Consider the following 23942-nt stretch of genomic DNA (forward strand, 5'->3'; position numbering starts at 1 on the left):
GACTGTCATTAGCCTCGTTCCATGACTAGTCAGACCACCGTGGAAAAGGCCCCGCAGGGTCAGGGGGACGCCCGGGAACCCGCACCGGTCCCGGCGAAGGGACTGCGCGGCCACCCGTGGTTGACGCTCTTCGCCGTTGCCGTGGGCGTGATGATGGTCGCGCTCGACGGCACGATCGTCGCCATCGCCAACCCCGCCATCAAGGACGAGCTCGACGCCAGCCTCGCCCAGGTCCAGTGGATCACCAACGGCTACCTGCTCGCGCTCGCCGTCGCCCTGATCACCGCCGGCAAGCTCGGCGACCGCTTCGGCCACCGGCAGACCTTCCTCATCGGCATCGCCGGCTTCGCCGGAGCCTCCGGCGCGATCGGCCTCTCCCACTCCATCGGGGCCGTGATCGCCTTCCGCGTCCTGCAGGGCGTCTTCGGCGCGCTGCTGATGCCGGCCGCGCTCGGCCTGCTGCGCGCGACCTTCCCCGCCGAGAAGCTGAACATGGCGATCGGCATCTGGGGCATGGTCATCGGCGCCTCCACGGCGGGCGGCCCGATCCTCGGCGGCTTCCTCGTGGAGCACGTCAACTGGCAGTCCGTCTTCTTCATCAACGTGCCGGTGGGCGTCGTCGCGCTCCTCCTCGGCCTGCTGATCCTCAAGGACCACCGCGCCGAGAACGCGCCGCGCTCCTTCGACGTCCTCGGCATCCTGCTGCTCTCCGGCGCCATGGCCTCCCTCGTCTGGAGCCTCATCAAGGCCGGCGAGTCCTGGGGCTGGTCCAGCGGCAAGACCTGGGGCTGCCTGATCGGCGCGCTGGTCCTCTTCGCGGTCTTCGCCTTCTGGGAGACCAAGGTCGAGGAGCCGCTGATCCCGCTGGGCATGTTCCGCTCCGTGCCGCTCTCGGCCGGCGTGGTCCTGATGGTCCTGATGGCCTTCGCGTTCATGGGCGGCCTCTTCTTCGTGACCTTCTACCTCCAGGGCGTGAAGGGGCTCGGCCCGGTCGACGCCGGTCTCCACCTGCTGCCGCTGACCGCGATGATGATCGTCTCCTCGCCGCTGGCCGGCGCGCTGATCACCAGGTTCGGGCCGCGCGTGCCGCTCGTCGGCGGCATGGTCTGCACGGCCGTCGCGATGTTCGGCATGATCTCGCTCACCGCCGGGACCGGCACGCTCACCATGTCCCTCTGGTTCGCCCTGCTCGGCCTCGGCCTCGCCCCGGTCATGGTCGGCGCCACCGAGGTCATCGTCGGCAACGCGCCGCTCGAACTCTCCGGCGTGGCCGGCGGTCTGCAGCAGGCCGCCATGCAGGTCGGCGGCGCGCTCGGCACTGCGGTCCTCGGCGCCGTCATGTCCTCCAAGGTCTCCGACTCCTTCGCGGGGAACTGGAAGGCGGCCGGTATCCCGGTCCCGGCCGACCCGCGCCTGGAGCAGGCCGCCGAGTTCGGCATGGCCCCGCCGGAGCTGGCCCAGGCGCCGGGGATGACCCCCGACCTCCTCCAGGTGATCACCAAGGTCATCCACGACACCTTCCTCGACGGCATGGGCCTCGCCTTCGCCGTCGCCGGTGGCGTCGCCGTCGTCGCGGCCCTCGTCGCCACGCTCACCAAGCGCGGCGAGAACGCGGAGGCGGGCGGCATGGGCGGCCACATCTGACGCTCGTCGGGCCGGCGCCCGTCAGGGTTCCCGTAGGGGGCCGTCACCCGTTCGCGTGAACGGGGGCGGCCCCTCTTCCGTCGCCGGGATACCTCCGCCATTCTTTTGATTACAGAGAGTGACGAAACGGGGGTTCATCAGCATGTATACGAAGACCGTCCTCACCGGCGCGGCCATCACGGCCCTCCTCCTGACCGCCCTCACGGCGGCACCGGCGGCACCGGCGGCACCGGCCGCGCCGACCGCACCGGCGGCCGCGACCGCCGGGGGTACCGCGCTCGGGGCCTGCGGGCCCGGCCGGCTCTGCCTCTGGCCCAAGCCCGACTTCAAGGGCAGGCCGTGGACGCACGAGCTGGCGACCACCGACATCGACAGCTGCGTCCCCCTGCCGCCCGGCACCTCGGCCCAGTCCCTCGCGAACCGCACGGGGCGGCCGGTGACCACCTACCAGTCGGCCGAGTGCGGGGAGACGGGGGAGTTCGAGACCTACCCGGGGCGGGGGACCTGGGTGCCGCAGATGCCCTACGAGGTCAGAGCGTTCAAGCTCTGGGAGCGGTAGGCGAGGGGACCTCGTGCGGGCCGTCCGGCCCGGGCGGCCCATACGGGCCCGGCGGCTCGTGCGGGCCAGGGCCCGGCGCGGCCGAGAGCCGGGCCACCTCGGCGCGCAGCTCCCGGACCTCCAGGGTGAGCGCCTCCAGGAGCTCCGTCTGCCGGCGCTCCACCGCGTCGTCGCGGTCGAAGCGGGAGATGAACCAGGCCGCGATGTTGGCCGTGACGACACCGAGCAGGGCGATGCCCGAGAGCATCAGGCCCACCGCGAGGATCCGGCCGAGGCCCGTGGTCGGGGCGTGGTCGCCGTAGCCGACGGTGGTCATCGTGGTGAACGACCACCACACCGCGTCCCCGAGCGTCTTGATGTTGCCGTTCGGGGCGTCCCGCTCCACGTGCAGCACGGCCAGCGAGCCGAACATCATCAGTCCGACCACCGCGCCCGCCACATAGGTGGTGAGCGTTATCTGCGGGGCCATCCGGGCCCGCCGGCCCACGAGGAGGAGCGTGGAGACGACCCGCAGCAGCCGCAGCGGCTGCACCATCGGAAGTATCACCGCGAGCAGGTCCAGCGGATGGCCGCGCACGAACTGCCAGCGGTCCCGGGCGAGGCCGAGACGGACGAGGTAGTCGAGCGCGAAGGCGCCCCAGACGACCCACTCGACGTGGGTGCACAGCCGGTGCACCCACGGCTCGGCGCCGGGAGCCACGATCGGCACCGCGTAGGCGACGCCGAAGGCGACCGCCAGCACCAGGAGCGGTGTCTGGGTGCGCTCCTCCCAGCGGATCTTCATGACGGGCATGACTGGCATCGTAAGGAACGGAGGAAACGCCGAAGGGCGGCGGGACCACGTCCCACCGCCCTCACCAGCCGAAACGGACTACCGGCTGAAGCGACCCATCAACCGTCGCCGTCAACCGCCGCCGTCGGCCCTCGCCGTCGGCCCTCGCCGTCAGGCGTCGCCGCCCGCGGCGCCCGGGTCGGCGGCCGCCACGTCGAGCAGCTGGTAGCGGTCCACGGCCTGCTTCAGGGCCGAGCGCTCGACCTTGCCCTCGCGGGCGAGCTCGGTCAGCACGGCGAGCACGATCGACTGCGCGTCGATGTGGAAGTAGCGGCGGGCCGCACCGCGCGTGTCCGCGAAGCCGAAGCCGTCCGCGCCCAGCGAGGTGTACGAGCCGGGCACCCAGCGGGAGATCTGGTCCGGCACCGTGCGCATCCAGTCCGAGACCGCGACGAACGGGCCCTGGGCGCCCTGGAGCTTGCGCGTCACGTACGGGACGCGCTGCTCCTCGTCCGGGTGGAGCAGGTTGTGCTCCTCGACGGCCACGGCCTCGCGGCGCAGCTCGGTCCAGGAGGTCGCGGACCAGACGTCAGCCCTGACGTTCCACTCCTCGGCGAGGATCCGCTGCGCCTCGATCGCCCACGGCACGGCGACGCCCGAGGCCATGATCTGCGCCGGGATCGTGCCGGCCTCGGCCGCCTTCAGGCGGTGGATGCCCTGGAGGATGCCGTCGACGTCCACGTTCTCGGGCTCGGCCGGGTGCTGGATCGGCTCGTTGTAGACGGTCAGGTAGTAGAAGACGTCCTCGGCCTCGGGGCCGTACATCCGGCGCAGACCGTCCTTGACGATGTGCGCGATCTCGAAGCCGAACGCCGGGTCGTAGGCGATGCAGGCCGGGTTGGTGGAAGCGAGGAGGTGGGAGTGACCGTCCGCGTGCTGGAGGCCCTCACCGGTCAGCGTCGTGCGGCCGGCGGTGGCGCCGAGCACGAAGCCGCGCGCCAGCTGGTCGGACATCTGCCAGAACTGGTCGCCGGTCCGCTGGAAACCGAACATCGAGTAGAAGACGTACACCGGGATCAGCGGCTCGCCGTGCGTGGCGTACGCCGAACCGGCGGCGATCAGCGAGGCCGTGCAGCCGGCCTCGGAGATGCCGTCGTGCAGCATCTGGCCGGTCGGCGACTCCTTGTAGGCGAGGAGGAGTTCGCGGTCCACCGCCTCGTACTGCTGGCCCAGCGGGTTGTAGATCTTGGCGCTCGGGAAGAACGCGTCCATGCCGAAGGTGCGGTACTCGTCGGGGGCGATCAGCACGAAGCGCTTGCCGATCTCCTTGTCCCGCATGAGGTCCTTCAGGATGCGGACGAAGGCCATCGTGGTGGCGATCGACTGCTGCCCCGAGCCCTTCTTGGCCGCCGCGTAGGCCTTGTCGTCGGGGAGGGCCAGCGGCTTCGCCCGCACGACGCGGGTGGGGACGTACCCGCCCAGCGCCTTGCGGCGGTCGTGCATGTACTGGATCTCCTCGGAGTCCCGGCCCGGGTGGTAGTACGGCGGCAGGCCCTCCTCCAACTGCTTGTCCGTCACCGGGATGTGCAGCCGGTCGCGGAAGCGCTTGAGGTCGTCGACCGTCAGCTTCTTCATCTGGTGGGTCGCGTTGCGGCCCTCGAAGTTCGGGCCCAGCGTCCAGCCCTTGACGGTCTGCGCGAGGATCACGGTCGGCTGGCCGGCGTGGGCCTTCGCCGCCGCGTAGGCCGCGTAGATCTTCTTGTGGTCGTGGCCGCCGCGGCCCAGGTGCAGGACCTGCTGGTCCGACATGCCCTCGACCATGGCCCGCAGCCGGTGGTCGTCGCCGAAGAAGTGGTCCCGGATGTAGCCGCCGGTCTCCGTGGCGTACGTCTGGAACTGGCCGTCCGGGGTGGTGTTCAGCTTGTTGACCAGGATGCCGTCGCGGTCCTGGGCGAGCAGCGGGTCCCAGGAGCGGTCCCAGATCAGCTTGATGACGTTCCAGCCGTTGCCCCGGAAGATCGACTCCAGCTCCTGGATGATCTTGCCGTTGCCGCGGACCGGGCCGTCGAGCCGCTGGAGGTTGCAGTTGACGACGAAGGTCAGGTTGTCCAGTCCCTCTCGGGCGGCGATGGAGAGCTGGCCGAGCGACTCGACCTCGTCCATCTCGCCGTCGCCGAGGAAGGCCCAGACGTGCGACTTGGAGGTGTCGGCGATGCCGCGCGCCTCCATGTAGCGGTTCATCCGCGCCTGGTAGATCGCGCCGAGCGGGCCGAGGCCCATCGACACGGTCGGGAACTCCCAGAAGTCCGGCATCAGCCGCGGGTGCGGGTACGACGAAAGGCCGTTGGGGAACTTCGACTTCTCCTGGCGGAAGGCGTCGAGCTGCGTCGCGTTCAGCCGGTCGAGGAGGTACGCGCGGGCGTAGATGCCGGGGGAGGCGTGCCCCTGGAAGAAGATCTGGTCGCCGCCGTCGCCCTCGTCCTTGCCGCGGAAGAAGTGGTTGAAGCCGACGTCGTACAGCGAGGCCGAGGAGGCGAAGGTCGCGATGTGACCACCGACGCCGATGCCCGGGCGCTGGGCGCGCGAGACCATCACGGCCGCGTTCCACCGGGTGGCGTTGAGGACCTTGCGCTCGATCTCCTCGTTGCCGGGGAAGAAGGGCTCGTCCTTGGTGGCGATGGTGTTGACGTAGTCCGTGCTGCGCATCTCGGGCACGGCCACGCGCTTCTCGCGGGCCCGCTCGATCAGGCGGAGCATGAGGTAGCGGGCCCGCTCACGGCCCCGCTCGTCGACGGCCGCGTCGAGGGAGTCGAGCCATTCCTGGGTCTCTTCCGGGTCGAAATCCGGGACCTGGCTGGGAAGGCCGCCAATGATGATCGGGTTGCGATCGGATCCGGGAGCCACGCTCTTCCTTCGCTGTTCGGTGGTGCCCACGGGGCGGCCACGGGCTGGTCGGGGTGTCCATCGTGTACCCCGCCGACGTCAGACGTCACATTTACCGGGGAGTAACCCCCGGGGTGCCTCGCCCGCCTTCCAGGTGTCGGAGTGTGGTCAAATCGCAACCTTACGCCCAACCCGCGCATGCGTTTCGTGCGGGCGTTCGGCAGACTGAAACCGCAGAAGCCAATGAACCGGGACGAATCATGTGTGCCTGATCACCGAGGAGGGTCCGACAGTGCCGGAAGTTGCGGCGAGACGGCCCCAAACGTCACCGTTTCGGCGGTCTCGGGGGCCGGGTACTTGCGCGATCCGCCCCGGCACGTGTGGACTACGGCCAGCGCCACGCGCATACGCGTGGCCCACAAGCATTTTCCGAATGAGCAGGAGGCAAGCCGTGAGCGCGACCGCGGACCACGCGGAGGAGCGGACCAACCCGGCCGTCAGGCTGGGGTTCGAGCCCGGACAGGTGGTCCAGGAGATCGGCTACGACGACGACGTCGACCACGATCTCCGTGAAGGCATCGAGTCCATCATCGGCCAGGACCTCGTGGACGAGGACTACGACGACGTCGCCGACGCCGTCGTGCTCTGGTTCCGTGACGAGGACGGCGATCTCACCGACGCCCTGGTGGACTCCATCGGTCTTCTGGAGGACGGCGGCGTGATCTGGCTGCTGACGCCGAAGACGGGCCGTGACGGCTACATCGAGCCGTCCGACATCAACGATGCCGCGCAGACCGCTGGTCTCTCCCAGACCAAGAGCATCAGCGTCGCCAAGGACTGGGCGGGCGCCCGCCTGGTCGCCCCCAAGCGCTGATCACCACGCTGCGAGAAGCCCCCGCCGGCCCGCCGGCGGGGGCTTTCGTGCGCAGGCCGTAGGGTGGGGTCCACCCGGGTTCACCGAGACGGCCCAAGGCGAGACGGCCAAGGCCCGGGGCCCGTCGGAAGGGACGCGTACGCGATGGCGATCGAGGTCGGCACCCAGGCCCCGGATTTCGAGCTCAAGGACAACCACGGGCGGACCGTGCGGCTCTCCGGCTTCCGCGGCGAGAAGAACGTGGTCCTGCTCTTCTACCCCTTCGCCTTCACCGGGGTCTGCACGGGTGAACTGCGCGAGCTCCGCGACAACCTCCCGGCGTTCGTCAACGACGACACCCAGCTCCTCGCCGTCTCCAACGACTCCATCCACACCCTCCGCGTCTTCGGCGACCAGGAGGACCTGGAGTTCCCGCTGCTCTCCGACTTCTGGCCGCACGGCGAGGCCTCCCGCGCCTACGGCGTCTTCGACGAGGAGAAGGGCTGCGCGGTCCGCGGCACCTTCGTCATCGACAAGGAGGGCGTCGTCCGCTGGACCGTCGTGAACGCCCTGTCGGACGCCCGTGACCTCGGCGATTACCTCAAGGCCCTCGAAGCCCTCTGAGCTCCGCGGGACCGGGACGGGATCGACACCCCGGGAATCACCGGGCGAATCGACTGTTTCGACCGGGAACCCGTCACTAGGATCCAGACGTTGATCCGATGCCAACGCACGACTGGGGGCGCTGCCCCTGGAAACCTATGGAGGGACTCGTGGGAGTCAGCCTCAGCAAGGGCGGCAACGTCTCGCTGACCAAGGAGGCCCCTGGCCTCACCGCCGTGACCGTCGGTCTGGGCTGGGACGTCCGCACCACCACCGGTACGGACTTCGACCTCGACGCCAGCGCCATCCTGGTGAGCGAGGCGGGCAAGGTCCGCAACGACCAGGACTTCGTCTTCTTCAACAACCTGAAGAGCGCCGACGGCTCGGTCGAGCACACCGGTGACAACCTCACCGGTGAGGGCGAGGGTGACGACGAGCAGGTCAAGGTCAACCTCGCCGGTGTCCCGGCCGACGTGGCCAAGATCGTCTTCCCGGTCTCGATCTACGACGCCGAGAACCGCCAGCAGTCCTTCGGCCAGGTGCGCAACGCGTTCATCCGCGTCGTGAACCAGGCCGGCGGCGCCGAGATCGCCCGGTACGACCTCTCCGAGGACGCCTCGACCGAGACCGCGATGGTCTTCGGCGAGCTGTACCGTCACGGTGCGGAGTGGAAGTTCCGCGCCGTCGGCCAGGGCTACGCCTCGGGTCTGCGCGGCATCGCGCAGGACTTCGGCGTCAACGTCTGAGTCGAACCGTTCGAACCGTCCGGCGCCGCACCTCACGTGCGGCGCCGGACGTGCCTCATCACCACCGGGGAGGAACCGAATCATGGGCGTCACGCTCGCCAAGGGGGGCAACGTCTCCCTGTCCAAGGCCGCACCCAACCTCACACAGGTCCTCGTGGGACTCGGCTGGGACGCGCGCTCCACCACCGGAGCCCCCTTCGACCTCGACGCCAGCGCCCTGCTGTGCCAGGCCGGCCGGGTACTCGGGGACGAGTACTTCGTCTTCTACAACCAGCTCCGCAGCCCCGAGGGCTCCGTCGAACACACCGGCGACAACCTCACCGGCGAGGGTGACGGGGACGACGAGTCCCTCATCGTGGACCTCACCAAGGTGCCGGCCCACTGCGACAAGATCGTCTTCCCGGTGTCGATCCACGACGCCGACAACCGTGGCCAGAGCTTCGGCCAGGTCAGCAACGCGTTCATCCGCGTCGTGAACCAGACGGACGGTCAGGAACTCGCCCGGTACGACCTCTCGGAGGACGCCTCCACGGAGACCGCGATGATCTTCGGCGAGCTCTACCGCTACAACGGCGAATGGAAGTTCCGGGCGGTGGGACAGGGGTATGCGTCCGGTCTCCGGGGCATCGCTCTAGACTTCGGGGTCAACGTTTCGTAAAGCCATGTAATTTCACGATGGGGTAGACAGTGATTCTGAAAACCTTCGGCTGGTCGTTCGCGATCACTGTGATCGGCTTGGCCGTGGCCGTGCTCTACGGGGGGTGGGAGGCGTTCGGGATCGTCGCGATCCTCTGCGTCCTCGAGATCTCCCTCTCGTTCGACAACGCGGTGGTCAACGCCGGAATCCTGCAGAAGATGAACGCCTTCTGGCAGAAGATCTTCCTCACGGTCGGTGTGCTCATCGCCGTCTTCGGCATGCGCCTCGTCTTCCCCGTCGTGATCGTCGCCATCAGCGCGAAGATCGGCCCCATCGAGGCCGTCAATCTTGCGCTCAACGACGCGGACCGGTACCAGGAGCTGGTGACCGACGCGCACCCGTCGATCGCCGCCTTCGGTGGCATGTTCCTGCTGATGATCTTCCTCGACTTCATCTTCGAGGAGCGTGACATCCAGTGGCTGCGCTGGATCGAGCGCCCGCTGGCCAAGCTCGGCAAGGTCGACATGCTGTCGGTCTGCATCGCCCTCATCGTCCTGCTGATCACCTCGATGACCTTCGCGACCCACGCCCACCAGCACGGCGGCGCGCACGTCGACAAGGCGCAGACGGTCCTGGTCTCCGGCATCGCCGGCCTCATCACGTACCTCGTCGTCGGCGGTCTCTCCGGCTACTTCGAGAACAAGCTGGAGGAGGAAGAGGAGCGCGAGCACGAGGCCGAGGAAGAGGCCAAGCGCACCGGCAAGAAGGTCACCGTGATCCAGCTCGCGGGCAAGGCCGCCTTCTTCATGTTCCTCTACCTGGAGGTCCTCGACGCCTCCTTCTCCTTCGACGGCGTCATCGGCGCCTTCGCCATCACCAACGACATCGTCCTGATGGCCCTCGGCCTCGGCGTCGGCGCCATGTACGTCCGTTCGCTGACGGTCTACCTGGTCCGCCAGGGCACCCTCGACGACTACGTCTACCTGGAGCACGGCGCCCACTACGCGATCGGCGCCCTGGCCGTGGTCCTCATGGTCACCATCCAGTACGAGATCCCCGAGATCGTCACCGGCAGCATCGGCGTCCTCCTCATCGCCTGGTCCTTCTGGTCCTCCGTCCGCCGCAACAAGGCGCTCGCGGCGGCCGAGGGCAGCTCCGGCTCCTCGGGCGACAAGACCGAGGTGCCGTCCGGGGTGTGACACCCCCGGCAGCGAGGAATGCTTCACTGCGGGGCGGCCGGTGCACCGGCCGCCCCGCAGGCATGTGCGCGGTGTGGGACGAGCAGTGGGGGGTGAAGGCGACATGGCCTTCTGGGACAACCTGTTTCCGGGGAGGGCGGCGCATTTCGACTCGGGCAGCGCCGCTTCGAACGCGATCGACCTGACGAAACGGCGTCCGACCGTCTCGCTCACCAAGCAGGGCGCCGCCACCGGCAACCTCCGGGTGAACCTCTCCTGGCGGATGCGGACCTCCGACATCGAGGGCCGCTCCCGCCAGAGCGGACGGCTGCTCCGCAACCCCTCCCAGCTCTTCAAGCCCGAGGTCGTCCAGGCCCACACCCAGGGCATGGTCAACGTCGACCTCGACCTGGGCTGCCTCTACGAGCTCACCGACGGCAGCAAGGGCGTCGTCCAGCCGCTCGGCGGCTTCTTCGGCGACCTCAACGCCGCCCCGTACGTGAAGCTGAGCGGCGACGACCGCTTCGGGGGCTCCTCGGGCGAGACGCTCTTCGTCAATCTGGACCACCGGGACGAGATCAAGCGACTGCTGTTCTTCGTGTACATCTACGACCAGACGCCGGCCTTCGACCGCACCCACGCCAAGGTCACGCTCTACCCGAGCAACGGGCCCCGGATCGAGATCGAGCTCGACGAGCGCGCCCCGCAGGCCCGCTCCTGCGCCGTCTTCTCCATGGAGAACGTCAAGGGCGAGCTGACCGTCCGCCGCGAGGTGCGGTTCGTGTACGGCTTCCAGGCCGAACTGGACCGGCTGTACGGCTGGGGACTCCAGTGGGGGCGCGGCTACAAGACGAAGGCGTAGCCCTCGCCCGTGGGCCGAGCCCACGGCCTCGGCCCACGGGCTCGGCCCACGGTCTCAGCTCCGGACGAACTGGGGGCCCATCGGCGGCATGCGGAACTCCGGTGCCGGGTTCTGCTCGGGGGCGCCCACCGGCTGCGGATAGCCGTACGCGGGGGCCGGGGCGTTCGCCGGCGGCTGCGGGTGGCCGTAGGAGGGCGCCCGGTCCGGCATGGGCGGCACCGCCGGCTGCGGGGGTACGGGGGTGTGGACCACGGTCGCGTCGAGATCGGGGCTGTGGGAGCCGGTCGCGGCGGCGGGCGCCCCGGCGGCCTCCTGGGTCCCGGAGCCGCCGTCGACGCCCTGAGCGGCGCCCTGGGCGGTGTCCTGCGCCGCGTCCTCGTCGACCGAGATGCCGAAGTCCGTGGCGAGCCCCACGAGCCCCGTCGGATAGCCCTGGCCCACCGCGCGGAACTTCCAGCCGTCCCCGCGCCGGTACAGCTCGCCGCAGATGACCGCCGTCTCCTCGCCGGTCTCCGCCATCACGTCGAACAGCGCCAGCGGCTCGCGGTCCGCCCCGGCCACCGCGTCGTACAGCAGGATCCGCAGGTCGGAGACGGACCGGAAGGTGCCGCCGTCGGAGGAGGCCGCGATCACCACCCGGTCGACCGAGGCGTCCAGACCGGCGAGATCGGCCTCCACGGTGTCCGTCAGGCCCTCGGAGACCCGCTTCTTCGGCAGCCGCCGCACCAGGCCCGAGGGGTGGCGCGGCTGGTTGTAGAAGACGAAGTCCTCGTCGGACCGCACGCGCCCGGACGGCCCGAGGAGCAGGGCGGAGGCGTCCACGTCGGGGACCCCGGAGCCCGGGGTCCAGCGGAGCACGGCCCGTACGGCCGCGGTGTCGAGAGGGACGTTGGAGCCCTTCAGCATCGCGTGCGTCATGACCGCAATCCTGCCCTCCCGCCCGACCCGCGGACAACGCGGGGGCGCCACCGATACCGGGAAGGGGTGACGGATGCTGACGAGTTACCTGAATTTCATGCGGAGAGGGAACTAAGGACACCCGTACCTACGTACTATTACCGGCCACATGTCATCAGGGCCGGAGAGGCAGACGGGGGACTCACATGCGTCATTTCGGGCACATCCCGTCCGCGGTGCGGACCGGGCTGTTCCACCGCGAGCCGGCCGACTTCACGCCCGACTCGCCCGCCCGCCTGCTCGCCGTGGCCCTGGGCGCCACGCTCTACAGCCCCGCCACCCGGCCGCGGCTCGCCGACGCCGTGCGCAAACAGGCCGCCCGCGGAGTGGTCTCCATGGTCCTCTGCCTGGAGGACTCCATCAGCGACGCCGAGGTCGAGGCGGGCGAGGCCAACCTCGTCGAAACCTTCGCCGACCTCGCCGCCGACGGCTCCGGCGTCCCCCTGCTCTTCATCCGGGTCCGCGAACCGCGCCAGATCACCGACCTCGTCGACCGCCTCGGCGCCTCCGTGAGCCTGCTGTCCGGATTCGTACTGCCCAAATTCACCGAGGCCCGCGGCCACGGCTTCCTCGAAGCGCTCACCCAGGCCGAGCGGACGAGCGGCAGGCGGCTTTTCGCCATGCCCGTCCTGGAGTCCCCCGAGCTCCTCCACCTGGAGACCCGGGCCGAGACCCTCGCCGGGATCGCCTCGATCACCGACAAGTACCGCGACCGCGTCCTCGCCCTCCGCCTCGGCGTCACCGACTTCTGCTCCGCCTACGGGCTGCGCCGCTCGCCCGACATGACCGCCTACGACATCAAGATCGTCGCGAACGTCATCGCCGACGTCGTCAACGTCCTCGGCCGCTCCGACGGCACCGGCTTCACCGTCACCGGACCCGTCTGGGAGTACTTCCGGCCCGGCGAGCGCATGTTCAAGCCCCAGCTGCGCCGCAGCCCCTTCCTGGAGGGCCGCGCCGAGGACCTGCGCACCGCGCTCATCGAGCACGACCTCGACGGCCTGCTGCGCGAGATCGAACTCGACCGGGCCAACGGCCTGCTCGGCAAGACCTGCATCCACCCCACCCACGTGGTGCCGGTGCACGCCCTCTCCGTCGTCAGCCACGAGGAGTGGAGCGACGCCCAGGACATCCTGCGGCCCGAGCGGGACGGCGGCGGAGTGCTCCGCTCCGCCTACACGAACAAGATGAACGAGGTGAAGCCGCATCGCTCGTGGGCCGAGCGCACCCTCCTGCGCGCCGAGGTCTTCGGCGTCGCCAACGAGGACGTCGGCTTCGTGGATCTGCTCACCGCCGGCCTGGCCGGCAGCTGACGAAGGGACGTCGATGACGTGGTGTGGACCGGAACGTGGGTCGCGGAGCGGCTGGGCGTCGAATTGATCGGCGACGAGGAGCTGCCGGCCCTGCTGGGCCTCGCACTGCGTCGCAACCCCAAGCGCGCGCACCTGCTGGTCTCCAACGTGCTCGGCAAGCACGTGCCGCAGCGCCCCTCCGTCGTGTACGGCTCGGGCTTCGGCCTCGGCCTGCGCGTCCGGGAGCTCCTCGGTGACGCGGAGGCCGCCCGGTCCGTCGTCCTCGGCTACGCGGAGACCGCCACCGCCCTCGGGCACGCCGTCGCCGACGGCCTCGGCCTCGCCCCGTACCTCCATTCCACCCGCCGCCCGGTGACCGGCGTCGCCCGCGCGGGCGGCTTCGAGGAGTCCCACTCCCACGCCACCTCGCACCTCCTGCTCCCCGAGGACCCGAAGCTCCTCGCCGGCGACGGCCCGCTGGTCCTCGTCGACGACGAGTTCTCCACCGGCAACACCGTCCTCAACACCGTCCGCGCCCTCCACGAGCGCTACCCGCGCGAGCGGTACGTCGTCGTCGCCCTCGTCGACATGCGCTCCGCCGCCGACCTCGGCCGCCTGGACGCCTTCGCGGCCGAGATCGGCGCCCGCGTCGACCTGATCACCGCCGCCACCGGAACGGTCCACCTCCCGCCCGGCGTCCTCCAGAAGGGCCAGGCCCTGGTCGCGCGACACGAGACCCCGCCCCCCGTCCCCCGCGCCCCTCACCAGGCGCCGGTACGAGTCGAGCTCACCTGGCCGACAGGCCTCCCCGACGGCGGCCGACACGGCTTCACCCCCGACCACCGGGCGCTCCTGGAGACGGCCCTCCCGGGCATGGCGGACGCGATCGCGGAGGCGCTCCCCGCACCGGCCGCCGCGGAACGGCCCACCACCCCCGCACCGACCCACGAGGCTCCAGAGGCCAGGGAGGCCAGGGAGGCCAGGGAGGCCAGGGAGGCCAGGGAGGCCAGGGAGGCCAGGGAGGCCAGGGAGACGCGGGAGGCCCCGGCCGCCCCGGAGTCCCCCGCCCAGCCGCCCGCAGGGGCCCAGCCGCTCGCAGGGGCCCAGCCGCCCGCAGGGGCCGGGCCGAGGCCCGGGCCCCGCATCCTCGTCCTCGGTTTCGAGGAGCTGATGTACGCGCCGCTGCGTCTCGGCACCGCCCTGGAGGACGCCGGGCACGACGTCTCGTACTCCACCACCACCCGCTCGCCCGTCCTCGCCGTCGACGACCCCGGCTATGCGATCCGCACCCGGCTCGTCTTCCCGGCCCACGACGACCCCGCCGACGGGCCCGGCGAGCGCTACGCCTACAACGTCGCGGGCGCGGGCTTCGACGCCGTCGTCCTCGTCGTCGACTCCGCCGCCGACACCCCGGCCCTGCACGCCCCGGACGGCCTGCTCGCCCAGCTCGCCGCGCACATCCCGCGCGTCGTGCTCGCGGTGGTCCCGTCCTACACCCCCACGGCCTCCGCCATCGAAGCTCCCGAAAGGAGCTCCATGCTGCCCGAGCCCCTCCGCGGCCCCGCCTTCTCCTCGTACGCGCCCGAAGAGGTCGGCTGGCTGCTCCAGGACCTCTCGGACGTCGAACTCGAAGCCCCCACCGAGGAACGCGAGGAGGCCATCCAGAGCGGCGGCGCCCACTACGCCGAGTCGCTCCCCGTCGAGTACCAGCCCAGCGAGCGCTACCAGCAGCTCTTCCAGACCGCGCTGGAGAGCTCCGCCGACCGCATCGCCCGCGCCGTCGGCACGGTCACCGAGACCGTCCTCGCCGAGCGGTCCGCGCGCCCCGTCCTGGTCTCCCTGGCCCGGGCCGGCACCCCCGTCGGCGTCCTCATGCGCCGCTGGGCGCAGGCCCGCCACGGCCTCGACCTCCCGCACTACGCCGTCTCCATCGTGCGCGGCCGCGGCATCGACGCCAACGCGCTGCGCTGGCTCGCCGCCCACCACGACCCCGCCGACGTCGTCTTCGTCGACGGCTGGACCGGCAAGGGCGCCATCACCCGCGAACTCGCGGAAGCCCTCAAGGAGTTCGACGGCTTCGACCCGGAGATCGCGGTCCTCGCCGACCCCGGCTCCTGCGTCCGCACCTACGGCACCCGCGAGGACTTCCTCATCCCCTCCGCCTGCCTCAACTCCACGGTCTCCGGCCTGATATCGCGTACGGTCCTCCGCGCCGACCTCGTCGGACCCGACGACTTCCACGGCGCCAAGTTCTACCGGGAACTGGCCGACGCCGACGTCTCCGAGGCCTTCCTCGACGCCGTCACGGCCCGCTTCGACGAGGTCGCCGCGAGCGTCGACACGGACGTCAAGGAGCTCCTCGCCGCCGACCGCACCCCCACCTGGGAGGGCTGGGCGGCCGTGGAGCGGATCAGCGAGGAGTACGGCATCCACGACGTCAACCTGGTCAAGCCGGGCGTCGGCGAGACCACCCGCGTCCTGCTCCGCCGCGTCCCCTGGAAGATCCTCGCCAAGCGGGGCGCCGACGCCGACCTCGCGCACGTCCGGCTGCTCGCCGAGCAGCGCGGCGTACCGGTCGAGGAGGTCGACGAACTCCCGTACAGCTGCGTGGGCCTGATCCACCCCCAGTACACGAGGGGCGCGACAGGCGCCGACGGAAAGGCGGTGGTGTCCCAGTGACCACGCCCGCGAGCACGAAGACGCTGGTCGCGAGCGACCTCGACCGCACCCTCATCTACTCGACCGCGGCCCTCGCCCTCGGCATGCCGGACGCCCAGGCGCCCCGGCTGCTCTGCGTCGAGGTCCACGAGTCCAAGCCGCTCTCGTACATGACCGAGGACGCGGCCGACCTCCTCGCGCGGCTGACCGCCGAAACGGTCTTCGTACCCACCACGACACGGACGCGCAAGCAGTACCAGCGCATCCAGCTCCCGGGCACCGCACCGGCGTACGCGATCTGCGCCAACGGCGGGCACATCCTCGTCGACGGCGTCTCCGACCGCGACTGGCACGAGTCCGTCGTCCGCAGGCTCGCCGACGAATGCGCGCCGCTCTCCGAGATCCGCGCCTACCTCACCGCCACCACGGACCTGTCCTGGGTGCGCAAGCACCGGGTGGCCGAGGACCTCTTCGCGTACCTCGTCGTCGAGCGGGAGCGGCTCCCCGAGGACTGGCTCGACCGCTTCGCCGGCTGGGCGGGCGACCGCGGCTGGACCGTCTCGCTCCAGGGCCGCAAGGTGTACGCCGTACCGAAGCCGCTCACCAAGAGCGCGGCCGTCCGCGAGGTCGCCCGCCGCACCGGCACCACGCTCACCCTGGCCGCGGGGGACTCCCTCCTCGACGCCGACCTGCTGCTCGCCGCGGACCGGGCCTGGCGCCCGGGCCACGGCGAACTGGCCGACAGCGACTGGACGGCCCCTCACCTCGACGTCCTCGCCGAGCGCGGGGTGGCGGCGGGTGAGGAGATCCTCCGCCGCTTCAGAGCGGCGGCGGAGGTCCAGGGCTCAGCGGCGGCGGAGGCCTAGGGACCAGCCACAGCTGTCCAGGGATCAGCCGCAGCGGTCCAGAGATCAGCCGCCGCGGTCCATGGATCAGCCGCAGCAACCCCCGCCACAGCAGCCGCCACCGCCGCCACCGCCCTGAGCGGGGGCGGCGGAGCCGCTTCCGCCCACGGCGACAGCGGACAGCAGCTTCACGGTGTCGTCGTGCCCGGCGGGGCAGGCGGCGGGAGCGGAGGACTCGGCCATGGGGCGGCTGAGCTCGAAGGTGTCACCACAGGTGCGGCAGCGGTATTCGTAACGAGGCATGGCACCAGGCTAACGGCGGGACGAGCCGTACCTCAGTGCCCGCCGCCCCGCTCCTCCCGGATCCGACCGACGACGTGCGCGGCGGCGGACCGGACGGCCTCCAGCTCGGTGAGGAAGTGCCAGTAGTCAGGGTGGCGACCTTCCAGTCCCTCCACCGCCCGGTCGAGGCGGGCGACGGCCTCGTCGAGGGGCCGGGCGTGCCGGGGGTCGGGCGTGCTCCGCCCCGCCATCGCGAGCCGCTGGGCGTCCCGTACGGCGAACCGGGTCCGCTCGATCTCCGCCTTCGGGTCCTTCGCGACGGCGTCCAGGCGGCGCAGCCGCTCCCCGGCGGCCGAGACGGCCTCGTCGGTGGAGTCGAGCAGCGCACGGGCCGTGGAGAGCAGCGAGGTCGCGTCGGGCCACTGTTGCTCGGCCCGCGCCTTCCCGGCCTCGGCGAGCCGCTCCCCGGCCTGCCGCAAGGTCGCGGCGGCCTGCTCGGGCACGTGCTGGAGGTCCTGCCAGCAGGCGGCCGAGTACCGCCGCCGCAGCTCGGAGAGGACGGGTTCGACGCCCCCGGCGCGGGTGGTGAGCGCTTCGATGCGAGTACGCAGCGACACCAGGCGCTTGTCGATCTCGGCGGCCCGCTCGGGCAGCCGCTCGGCCTCGGCGCGTACGGCCTCGGCGTCCCGCAGCACCCGGTCGGCGCGCTGGAGCGTCTCGGCGACGCCGTGCCGCCCCGCGCCCTCGTTGAGCAGGGTCAGCTCGGGCCCGAGCCGGGCGAGCCGTACAGCGAGGTCATCGGCGCGCAGCCCACCCTCCCGGGCGCCGTCCAGCGCGCCGCTCGCACCCCGCAGCGCCTGCCGGGCCCGCTCGACGGCGGGCGCGAGGCGGGCGAGCTGCGTCTCGGCGCGCCCGAGGAGCGGGGCGAGCCCCTCCTCGAACCGGTCCAACTCGCCCTTGACGCGGTCGAGCTCCTCCTTGGCACGGGTGAGATCGGCACGCGCGCGCGAGGCACTGCCCGCGTCCAACTCGTCCCGATCGAGATCATGCGCGTCAACAGCACCGATGTATACATGGCTGACCTCGTCGATCCGCCGCCCGAGCGCCTCGAACCCCTCGACGGCACGACGCGCCTCCGGGGAACCGTCCACTGCGGTGATCGTCTCGATGGAGATGCGCAGCCCGCGCTGGGCGGTGTCGAGCTCGTAGAAAGCGGCCGCGGCGGCGTCCTTGGCGGCCTGGGCCTCGGCCCGCTGCCCCTCTCCGCGCCCGCCGAACCAGCGGCGCGTCCCCCCACCAGCGAAGGCGCCCGGCAGCAGCGCGCCCACGAGCAGAGGCAGCGCGAAGGCCAACCGGAACGCGGACGGAGGCCTGGGCGCCGAAGCACCCCTCACATCACTCGCCGCCACGTACTTCTCCCCGTGCTGTGTCCGCCGTGCCCGGTCAGGCTTCATTCTCCCACCGGGCAAAGACGAACACACGGCCCGGTCAGTTCACCGTCCGCGCGACGACGTCCCCGTCGTCACTGCGCAGGCTCACGACGTGCCCGCTGCCGGCACGCAGAGGCACGTCGATACGAACGTCCCCGTCATCACTGACACCGGACGCCTCGTACTCGCCCTTCGGCACGGTCACGGCGACGTCGCCGTCCTCGGTGACGACGTCGACCCTGCGGGGAACGGCGGCGAGACTGACCCGTACGTCCCCGTCATCGGCCCGGACCACGACAGAGGGCGAGCGAACGGAGTCGTCCACGCTCACATCCCCGTCCTCGCTCGCGAGATCGAGCTCCCCACTCGCCTTCCGCACCCGCACGTCCCCGTCGTCGGTCCGCACCTTGAGAGGCGTGGCGAAGCCCTCGGCGGTGACGTCCCCGTTGCCGTCCTCGACGGTGACGGCGACCCCACGGGGCACCTGGATCCGGTGCACCGCCCCACAACTGGCCGCCACGGCGTCACAACCCACCCGCAACGTGAGCCGCCCCTCCACCAGCTTCCAGCTCGCCTCGGGCCCGGACCCCATCACCACCCACCCGTCGACCTGCCGCTCCACCCGCACCCCGTCGACATCAGCCGGCGTGATCACCAGATCCGAGTCATCCGCGTCGACAACCAGCGCCTCCCCCTCGAACGCAAACGTCCTCCGCTCCACCGGCGCCCCCTCGACATCAACACCCCCACACCCCGCAAGCACCACCACGGCAACCCCAGCCGCACCCACCACCCGCAACCCACGCCCCACACCCACGCCACTCACTCCCCAGCCCCAGCGCCCCACCGACCCCCCGACGCTACGCCCCCACTACCCCCCGTCACGATCCGGCAACCCACCCTCCCCACCCTGGGGCTACCCCCCACCCCCCCCATCCGTTTGCCGCACCCACCCCCCGGCCATGTAGGCTGTTGCCTCTTCCACGGGTGCGTAGCTCAGGGGTAGAGCGCTGCTCTTACAAAGCAGATGTCGGCGGTTCGAAACCGTCCGTGCCCACCAGTACGAAGGCCCCTTGCCGATCATGGCGAGGGGCCTTCGGTATTTGCATCTGATGTCGGCGCCCATGGTCGTCAGGGCGCCCGCTATGCGCAGCACGCGTGGCTGGGAGCTGTGTGCTCGTAGTGCCTGCCTGTCGCGGAGCGCGCCCGGTTGTTTTCGGCTTGTTCAGGGGAGGGCGGTAGTCGGGGTGTGGCCAGGAGTGACGGGCGTGGGAAGCGGGCGCCCCGGTGTGCGAGCCAGGAGTGGTCGTGCTTCGGGGTGCGCCTTCCAGGCGTCTCCGGTTGTTGGGAGGCTTGCTTGGTGTGAGGGCTCAGCGGCGCTGAGGGGGAAGCGTGGCGACGACGCAGTCCAGGTGTGGAGCGCTGACGGAGAAGGGGGCCGGGTGTCGGCGGCTTGCCGTGGTCGGGGCCTCTCGGTGCGATCGCCATCGGGGGGCTGGTCCTCTTGCACGATTCAGAAGCGCAAGGAAGCCGAGGGGAAGGCGAAGGCGGAGCGGTGGAAGTGACGCTGCTGGGGCGTCGGCGGGTTGTGTGAGGGCATACAGCGGTGATCGGCGCCGATAATCGATGACCGCCGCTGGCCGGCTCGTGTGACTTGTCCGGTATGTGTAGAAGGTGTTCGTTGTCGTGTTCGGTGAAGGTGTACGGGGCGAGCCTGTCGGCGTTGGCGAAGATGTTCTCTCGCGCGGTTCGGCCTGTGGTTATGGCGGCGCAGCGTGCGTACAGGAGCACGTCGGGCGGTTGCGGGGCTGGAGCCGGCCGGGGGTTTCGTGGGTGCCGTGGTGTCGGATCCGTGGGTTCGGTTGTGATGGTTCCCGTCCACCAGTCTGGTTCGTCGTTCGCTTCCCAGGAGATCGTCAGAGGTCGGTCGGCCAGGTTCTCGGCCTTGCTGTGTGCGGCTGTCTGGGCTTCGTCCGGTTCGCTGTCGGCGCTGGGTTGGGAGAGGTGGCCGTCGACGACGACGCCGGAGAAGTGCATGGCGAAGCGCCACGCGTCAGGTGTGCGGTACAGGACGGACGCCTTCGGTGATCCGAGCCCGTCCCGCCAGTGCTTTCGTCCGCGCGTCAGGCCCGCACGGTAGTGGTGACGGTTCAGGAGTCGCCCGCGTGTTTCGGCCCGGGTGGCGGCTGACCTGGTCGATCAGTCGGGGAGGGCGGGCTGGAGGGGTGGCGGGGTGGGTGTGGTCGGATGAGGGGATGAGCACCTTGTACTTGTTTGCGGGCGCGGCAGAGCCCGTTTTTGATATCGCCCGGGTCATCGAGGAGGCGCAGGCCGATGGCTGGGATGTGTGTCTTGGGCTTACGCCGACGGCGGCGCGGTGGCTTGCCGGGTCGCTTGAGGGGTTGGGGGTGCTGACGGGGCATCCGGTGAGGTGGGACTACGCGTTTCCCGGGGAGGGGGAGGTGTGGCCGGAGGCGGCGGCGGTTCTTGTGGCGCCGGCCACGTTCAATACGGTCAATCAGTGGGCGCTGGGGATCGTGGACAAGTTCGTGGTGGGGGTGGTCGCGGAGGGGATCGGGAAGGGGGTGCCGATGGTTGCGGTGCCCTGTCTGAGCGCGGCCCAGGCCCGGCATCCGCAGTTCGAGCGGTCGGTGGAGACCCTGCGGGGGGTTGGGGTCTCCGTGCTTCATGGGGAGGGAGAGGTGGAGGAGGGTGATTCCGCGCTGTTTCCGTGGCGGGCGGCGCTGGATGCCGTGCGTGGGGTGGTCGCGGTCGGTTGAGGGGAAGGGAGGGGAGGGGAGAGTTGACGTGGACTTGTCGTTGACGGTGTACTCCCGGCATGGCTGAGGTGGGGGACGCGCCCGAACCAGGGGTGCAGGGTGGCGAGATGACGCCGCAGCGGTACATCGAGACCAGGCTCGCGCAGTACCAGGGCTGGTACGACGTCAAGGCGACCCGGATGAAGGCGATGCACCTGCGGATGCGGACCGTGTCCGTCGTCGGTGGGGCGCTCGTGCCGGTGTTCGTCAATCTCGACCTGGGGTTCGCGCGGGTCACCGCGACCGTGCTGAGCGTGGTCGTCGTCGCCGCCGTATCGCTGGAGAGCGTGTACCGGTACCGGGAGCAGTGGAAGAACTACCGGTCCACCGAGCAGCTGCTCGGGCACGAGCGCGTCTATTTCGAGACCAAGGTCGGGCCGTACCACAACCTGGGCAAGCGCGAGGCGTTCTCCGTCCTCGTCGCCCGCGTCGAGAAGGCCATCGCCAACGAGAACTCCGCGACGTTGAATGTCATGACCCTCGGCGGGCAGGTCAACTCCGATGTGCAGCAGCATGGGGTTTCCGCGTCCGCGTCCGCGTCCGAGTCCGAGTCCGCGTCCGAGTCCGCGCCCGTTCCCGCTGCCCGGGGTGGGGCGGAGGCCTCCTGAGGGCTTCCGTGGGCCCCGTCGCGGGGCCCACGGAGCGTCAGATGGCCGTCAGCACCACTTGTAGTCGACCCGCGTCGAGTTGTACGAGCAGGTGTCGACGCTCGTGCCGTTCGACTTGCGTAGCGTCGCCGTGTCCCTGTCGTTGTTCCAGACGTACGCGGCGCGGTTCTGGTACACGTTCGCGGCGGTGTTCGTGCCGCGGCCCGTGCGGACCGTGACGATCTTGCCCGCGCCGAGCGTGTAGCTGCCGAAGGTGTACTTGTGGCTCGACGCGTCCGTCAGCGTCCAGCCCCGCAGGTTGACCGCGGCGCCGGTCGTGTTGCGTATCTGGACGTACTCGGCGTTGAGGCTGCTGTTGGACCGGTTGTCCGTGCCCGGGCTGTCGTAGTAGATCTTGTACAGGTGGACCGAGCCGGCGGCCTGCGCCTGCGAAGGCAGCAGCAGGATGCCGGAGGCGGCGGCCGCGGTCACGGCCGCGAGCGTGCGTGCGCGAAGCATGAATGTCCCTCAGTTCTCTGCCGGACGCCCGCCGATGGGGTCCGGCGAGCACACAGGATACGCACGGCCTTCACTTGTTCTGCACGGCTTTCGGCCATCCGTTCGTATCCCGAGTAGTGCCGAGTGGTGCCGAGTAGTGTCGAGTGATCCCGTGTATTCCGTGCATCCCGTGTACTCCGGCCTAGACTCGGTTCATGGGCAGCGAATCGCTGCGGATCACCGTCCTCGGGTCCGCCACCCCCTTCCCCCGGCCCGGCAACGCCTGCTCCGGCTATCTCGTCGAGGGCGGCGGCGTCCGCCTGTGGGTGGATGCCGGTACCGGAACCCTTGCCGAGCTCCAGCGGTACGTGACGCTCGGCGAGGTCGACGCCGTGTGGATCTCCCACCTCCACGCCGACCACAGTGCCGATCTGCTCACCGCGTACTACGCGCTGCTGTACGCGGGGCTCGACGTGCCCCTGCCCGTACCCCTCTTCGGTCCGCCCGGCATCGCCGACCGCCTTGCCGGCTTTCTGACGAACGGACCCGATCGCAGTCCCGTGGAGAAGGCCTTCGGCGTGGAGGAGTTGTACGACGGGCACGTCGTCCGCGTCGGCGGACTCACCCTTCGGTCGCGTGCCGTCGAGCACGGCGGTCTGCCCGCCTTCGCCCTCCGGGTGGAGGCGGAGGGAGGGGCTTCCCTCGTGTACTCCGGGGACTGCGAGCCGTGTCCCGGGCTTGTCGAACTCGCCCGCGAGTGCGATCTGTTGATCTGTGAGGCCGATGGGGATGTGCCCGGGCACCACTCGGCGGCGCAGGCGGGGCGGAGCGCCGCCGAAGCCCGTGTCGGGCGGCTGGTCGTGACCCACGTCGGGCCGGGGGTCGGGCCGGCCGATGCCGTCGCCCGGGCCGCCGCCGAGTTCGCCGGCGACGTCGTCCACGCCGACCCCGGGGCGCGGTTCGAGGTCGACGTCGTCACGGTCGTCACGCGTCGAAGTCGTACTCCAGGACGTACGACGACGAGTCCAGCGTCATCTCGTTGAGCTCCACCGCCACCCCCGGCTCCGTGAACGCCGTGCGCCCGATGAGCACCACCGGCGTCCCCGACTCCAGCGACAGCCGGTCCGACTCGTCCGCCGTCGGCATCCGGCAGCGGATCTCCTCCCGGAACCGCACCGGCCGGTGCCCCAGCTCCGTGAGCCGCGCGTAGGTGCCGCCGGGGCCCGTGTCCGGCTCGGTGATCGGCGTACCCCGTACCAGCTCGGCGGAGAGGTAGGAGACCGAGAGCAGGACCGGCTTGGCGTCCAGGACGAAGCGGCGGCTGCGGACGCAGACCGGCGCTCCCGGCGCCAGGTTCAGCACCCCCGCGACCCGGTCGCCGGCCTCCGTCTCGCCCACCTCGATCTGGTCGACGACCAGTTCCCGGTCCTCGACGTCCGCCGACCACACCGAGCGGCCGTTGCCCCAGCGGTCCCCGGCGAGGCGGGGGATGCCCCGGCGCCGCAGCGGACGGAAGGCCCGGACGAAGACCCCGGCACCCCTGCGCGCCTCGGTGAGCCCCTCCGAACGCAGCACGGACAGGGCCTGGCGGGCCGTCATGCGGGCCACCGTGTAGGTCGTCATGAGGTCGTTCTCGCCGGGGAGCCGGTCGCCCGGCGCGAAGGCACCCGACTGGATCGCGGTTCTCAACTCATCTGCGATCCGCTGGTACTTGGGCCGACGAGCGCTGTCCTGGTCAGTCACGGGTGGACCACTCCCTTCCATTGCGGGACACCCTACGGCGCACTCCTCGGCCCGGGTGCACACCTGTACGCCGTCCCGCCCGGTCGATCCATCC

Annotated in this window: 22 protein-coding genes and 1 tRNA gene; 15 read left to right on the forward strand and 8 right to left on the reverse strand. The window is 70.7% G+C overall.

Annotated features, from left to right (window positions below; all coding sequences use genetic code 11):
• Positions 1 to 21 precede the first annotated feature (21 nt).
• Complete coding sequence (locus ACH4TP_RS16005) at positions 22 to 1644, forward strand: MFS transporter (protein ID WP_398178219.1); 1623 nt, start codon at positions 22 to 24, stop codon at positions 1642 to 1644.
• Positions 1645 to 1786: 142 nt separating this feature from the next.
• Positions 1787 to 2203 (forward strand): peptidase inhibitor family I36 protein, encoded by a 417-nt coding sequence (locus ACH4TP_RS16010; RefSeq protein ID WP_398438219.1) that lies wholly within the window; start codon positions 1787 to 1789, stop codon positions 2201 to 2203.
• Here ACH4TP_RS16010 and ACH4TP_RS16015 read toward each other — a convergent pair.
• On the reverse strand, positions 2184 to 2987 hold the full coding sequence (locus ACH4TP_RS16015; RefSeq protein ID WP_398438453.1) for a potassium channel family protein: 804 nt from the start codon (positions 2985 to 2987) through the stop codon (positions 2184 to 2186). The two genes, ACH4TP_RS16010 and ACH4TP_RS16015, sit on opposite strands and share 20 nt — an antisense overlap.
• Positions 2988 to 3146: 159 nt before the next feature.
• Positions 3147 to 5879 (reverse strand): pyruvate dehydrogenase (acetyl-transferring), homodimeric type, encoded by a 2733-nt coding sequence (aceE, locus tag ACH4TP_RS16020; RefSeq protein ID WP_398178210.1) that lies wholly within the window; start codon positions 5877 to 5879, stop codon positions 3147 to 3149.
• A gap of 430 nt (positions 5880 to 6309) precedes the next feature.
• Here aceE and ACH4TP_RS16025 point away from each other — a divergent pair, with 430 nt between their 5' ends.
• The 6 genes from ACH4TP_RS16025 (at position 6310) to ACH4TP_RS16050 (ending at position 10737) form a co-directional block, all read left to right on the forward strand.
• Entirely contained in the window at positions 6310 to 6732 is a 423-nt protein-coding gene (locus ACH4TP_RS16025; protein WP_041129060.1) for a DUF3052 domain-containing protein, read from the forward strand.
• A 144-nt stretch (positions 6733 to 6876) separates the two neighbouring features.
• Positions 6877 to 7335: a peroxiredoxin gene (locus tag ACH4TP_RS16030; RefSeq protein ID WP_389230500.1), complete on the forward strand. Its 459-nt coding sequence runs from the start codon at positions 6877 to 6879 to the stop codon at positions 7333 to 7335.
• Positions 7336 to 7484: 149 nt separating this feature from the next.
• Positions 7485 to 8060, forward strand: coding sequence for a TerD family protein (locus ACH4TP_RS16035; protein ID WP_030495317.1), 576 nt, complete (start codon positions 7485 to 7487; stop codon positions 8058 to 8060).
• An 82-nt stretch (positions 8061 to 8142) separates the two neighbouring features.
• Positions 8143 to 8718, forward strand: coding sequence for a TerD family protein (locus tag ACH4TP_RS16040; protein WP_125663907.1), 576 nt, complete (start codon positions 8143 to 8145; stop codon positions 8716 to 8718).
• A gap of 29 nt (positions 8719 to 8747) precedes the next feature.
• The gene (locus ACH4TP_RS16045; RefSeq protein ID WP_389230497.1) at positions 8748 to 9896 is read left to right on the forward strand and encodes a DUF475 domain-containing protein; all 1149 of its coding nucleotides are present in this window, start codon (positions 8748 to 8750) and stop codon (positions 9894 to 9896) included.
• A gap of 103 nt (positions 9897 to 9999) precedes the next feature.
• Positions 10000 to 10737: a Tellurium resistance gene (locus ACH4TP_RS16050; RefSeq protein ID WP_398178201.1), complete on the forward strand. Its 738-nt coding sequence runs from the start codon at positions 10000 to 10002 to the stop codon at positions 10735 to 10737.
• A gap of 54 nt (positions 10738 to 10791) precedes the next feature.
• On the opposite strand, the gene ACH4TP_RS16055 is transcribed toward ACH4TP_RS16050, so the two are convergent.
• Positions 10792 to 11664: a TerD family protein gene (locus ACH4TP_RS16055; RefSeq protein WP_398438454.1), complete on the reverse strand. Its 873-nt coding sequence runs from the start codon at positions 11662 to 11664 to the stop codon at positions 10792 to 10794.
• Between the two features lie 176 nt (positions 11665 to 11840).
• Between ACH4TP_RS16055 and ACH4TP_RS16060 the strand changes: the two genes are divergently transcribed.
• Genes ACH4TP_RS16060 through ACH4TP_RS16070 form a run of 3 tightly spaced genes read left to right on the forward strand, consistent with a single transcriptional unit; the run spans position 11841 to position 16510 of the window.
• Entirely contained in the window at positions 11841 to 13007 is a 1167-nt protein-coding gene (locus ACH4TP_RS16060; RefSeq protein ID WP_398438222.1) for an HpcH/HpaI aldolase/citrate lyase family protein, read from the forward strand.
• Between the two features lie 18 nt (positions 13008 to 13025).
• The gene (locus tag ACH4TP_RS16065; protein ID WP_398438224.1) at positions 13026 to 15665 is read left to right on the forward strand and encodes a phosphoribosyltransferase; all 2640 of its coding nucleotides are present in this window, start codon (positions 13026 to 13028) and stop codon (positions 15663 to 15665) included.
• Positions 15662 to 16510, forward strand: coding sequence for an HAD family hydrolase (locus tag ACH4TP_RS16070; protein ID WP_389230486.1), 849 nt, complete (start codon positions 15662 to 15664; stop codon positions 16508 to 16510). Before ACH4TP_RS16065 ends, ACH4TP_RS16070 begins: the two co-directional genes overlap by 4 nt.
• Before the next feature lie 66 nt (positions 16511 to 16576).
• On the opposite strand, the gene ACH4TP_RS16075 is transcribed toward ACH4TP_RS16070, so the two are convergent.
• The 3 genes from ACH4TP_RS16075 to ACH4TP_RS16085 are packed head-to-tail and all read right to left on the reverse strand — an operon-like array spanning position 16577 to position 18922.
• The gene (locus ACH4TP_RS16075) at positions 16577 to 16792 is read right to left on the reverse strand and encodes a zinc ribbon domain-containing protein (protein WP_389230483.1); all 216 of its coding nucleotides are present in this window, start codon (positions 16790 to 16792) and stop codon (positions 16577 to 16579) included.
• Positions 16793 to 16824: 32 nt separating this feature from the next.
• A complete protein-coding gene (locus tag ACH4TP_RS16080) occupies positions 16825 to 18225 on the reverse strand; it encodes a hypothetical protein (protein WP_398438226.1) in 1401 nt (466 codons plus the stop codon).
• A gap of 34 nt (positions 18226 to 18259) precedes the next feature.
• On the reverse strand, positions 18260 to 18922 hold the full coding sequence (locus ACH4TP_RS16085) for a DUF4097 family beta strand repeat-containing protein (RefSeq protein WP_398438227.1): 663 nt from the start codon (positions 18920 to 18922) through the stop codon (positions 18260 to 18262).
• 264 nt (positions 18923 to 19186) lie between these two features.
• Between ACH4TP_RS16085 and ACH4TP_RS16090 the strand changes: the two genes are divergently transcribed.
• From ACH4TP_RS16090 to ACH4TP_RS16100, 3 genes are all read left to right on the forward strand, one after another.
• A tRNA-Val gene (locus tag ACH4TP_RS16090) sits at positions 19187 to 19261 on the forward strand.
• 1195 nt (positions 19262 to 20456) lie between these two features.
• Positions 20457 to 20981, forward strand: a complete 525-nt coding sequence (locus tag ACH4TP_RS16095; protein ID WP_398438229.1) for a flavoprotein — start codon at positions 20457 to 20459, stop codon at positions 20979 to 20981.
• 59 nt (positions 20982 to 21040) lie between these two features.
• Positions 21041 to 21628 (forward strand): DUF4231 domain-containing protein, encoded by a 588-nt coding sequence (locus ACH4TP_RS16100; protein WP_398438231.1) that lies wholly within the window; start codon positions 21041 to 21043, stop codon positions 21626 to 21628.
• A gap of 48 nt (positions 21629 to 21676) precedes the next feature.
• Here the strand turns inward: ACH4TP_RS16100 and ACH4TP_RS16105 are convergent, their stop codons facing one another.
• The gene (locus ACH4TP_RS16105; protein WP_398178146.1) at positions 21677 to 22126 is read right to left on the reverse strand and encodes a lamin tail domain-containing protein; all 450 of its coding nucleotides are present in this window, start codon (positions 22124 to 22126) and stop codon (positions 21677 to 21679) included.
• 194 nt (positions 22127 to 22320) lie between these two features.
• On the opposite strand from ACH4TP_RS16105, the gene ACH4TP_RS16110 reads away from it, so the two are divergent.
• Positions 22321 to 23148: an MBL fold metallo-hydrolase gene (locus tag ACH4TP_RS16110; protein WP_398438233.1), complete on the forward strand. Its 828-nt coding sequence runs from the start codon at positions 22321 to 22323 to the stop codon at positions 23146 to 23148.
• Here the strand turns inward: ACH4TP_RS16110 and ACH4TP_RS16115 are convergent.
• Positions 23090 to 23848 carry a GntR family transcriptional regulator gene (locus tag ACH4TP_RS16115; RefSeq protein ID WP_389230268.1) on the reverse strand — a complete coding sequence of 253 codons (759 nt, stop codon included), beginning with the start codon at positions 23846 to 23848 and terminating at the stop codon, positions 23090 to 23092. The two genes, ACH4TP_RS16110 and ACH4TP_RS16115, sit on opposite strands and share 59 nt — an antisense overlap.
• Positions 23849 to 23942 lie beyond the last annotated feature (94 nt).

Origin of the sequence: Streptomyces sp. NPDC021012 (genome assembly GCF_044333355.1) — a bacterium.
Lineage (GTDB): Bacteria > Actinomycetota > Actinomycetes > Streptomycetales > Streptomycetaceae > Streptomyces.

What these genes read in the sequence shown, in the direction of transcription:
- ACH4TP_RS16005 (WP_398178219.1), top strand. Translation starts at nt 22, where the DNA reads ATGACTAGTCAGACCACCGTGGAAAAGGCCCCGCAGGGTCAGGGGGAC.
- ACH4TP_RS16010 (WP_398438219.1), top strand. Translation starts at nt 1,787, where the DNA reads ATGTATACGAAGACCGTCCTCACCGGCGCGGCCATCACGGCCCTCCTC.
- ACH4TP_RS16015 (WP_398438453.1), bottom strand. Translation starts at nt 2,987, where the DNA reads ATGAAGATCCGCTGGGAGGAGCGCACCCAGACACCGCTCCTGGTGCTG.
- ACH4TP_RS16030 (WP_389230500.1), top strand. Translation starts at nt 6,877, where the DNA reads ATGGCGATCGAGGTCGGCACCCAGGCCCCGGATTTCGAGCTCAAGGAC.
- ACH4TP_RS16040 (WP_125663907.1), top strand. Translation starts at nt 8,143, where the DNA reads ATGGGCGTCACGCTCGCCAAGGGGGGCAACGTCTCCCTGTCCAAGGCC.
- ACH4TP_RS16050 (WP_398178201.1), top strand. Translation starts at nt 10,000, where the DNA reads ATGGCCTTCTGGGACAACCTGTTTCCGGGGAGGGCGGCGCATTTCGAC.
- ACH4TP_RS16060 (WP_398438222.1), top strand. Translation starts at nt 11,841, where the DNA reads ATGCGTCATTTCGGGCACATCCCGTCCGCGGTGCGGACCGGGCTGTTC.
- ACH4TP_RS16075 (WP_389230483.1), bottom strand. Translation starts at nt 16,792, where the DNA reads ATGCCTCGTTACGAATACCGCTGCCGCACCTGTGGTGACACCTTCGAG.
- ACH4TP_RS16080 (WP_398438226.1), bottom strand. Translation starts at nt 18,225, where the DNA reads ATGAAGCCTGACCGGGCACGGCGGACACAGCACGGGGAGAAGTACGTG.
- ACH4TP_RS16095 (WP_398438229.1), top strand. Translation starts at nt 20,457, where the DNA reads ATGAGCACCTTGTACTTGTTTGCGGGCGCGGCAGAGCCCGTTTTTGAT.
- ACH4TP_RS16100 (WP_398438231.1), top strand. Translation starts at nt 21,041, where the DNA reads ATGGCTGAGGTGGGGGACGCGCCCGAACCAGGGGTGCAGGGTGGCGAG.
- ACH4TP_RS16105 (WP_398178146.1), bottom strand. Translation starts at nt 22,126, where the DNA reads ATGCTTCGCGCACGCACGCTCGCGGCCGTGACCGCGGCCGCCGCCTCC.
- ACH4TP_RS16110 (WP_398438233.1), top strand. Translation starts at nt 22,321, where the DNA reads ATGGGCAGCGAATCGCTGCGGATCACCGTCCTCGGGTCCGCCACCCCC.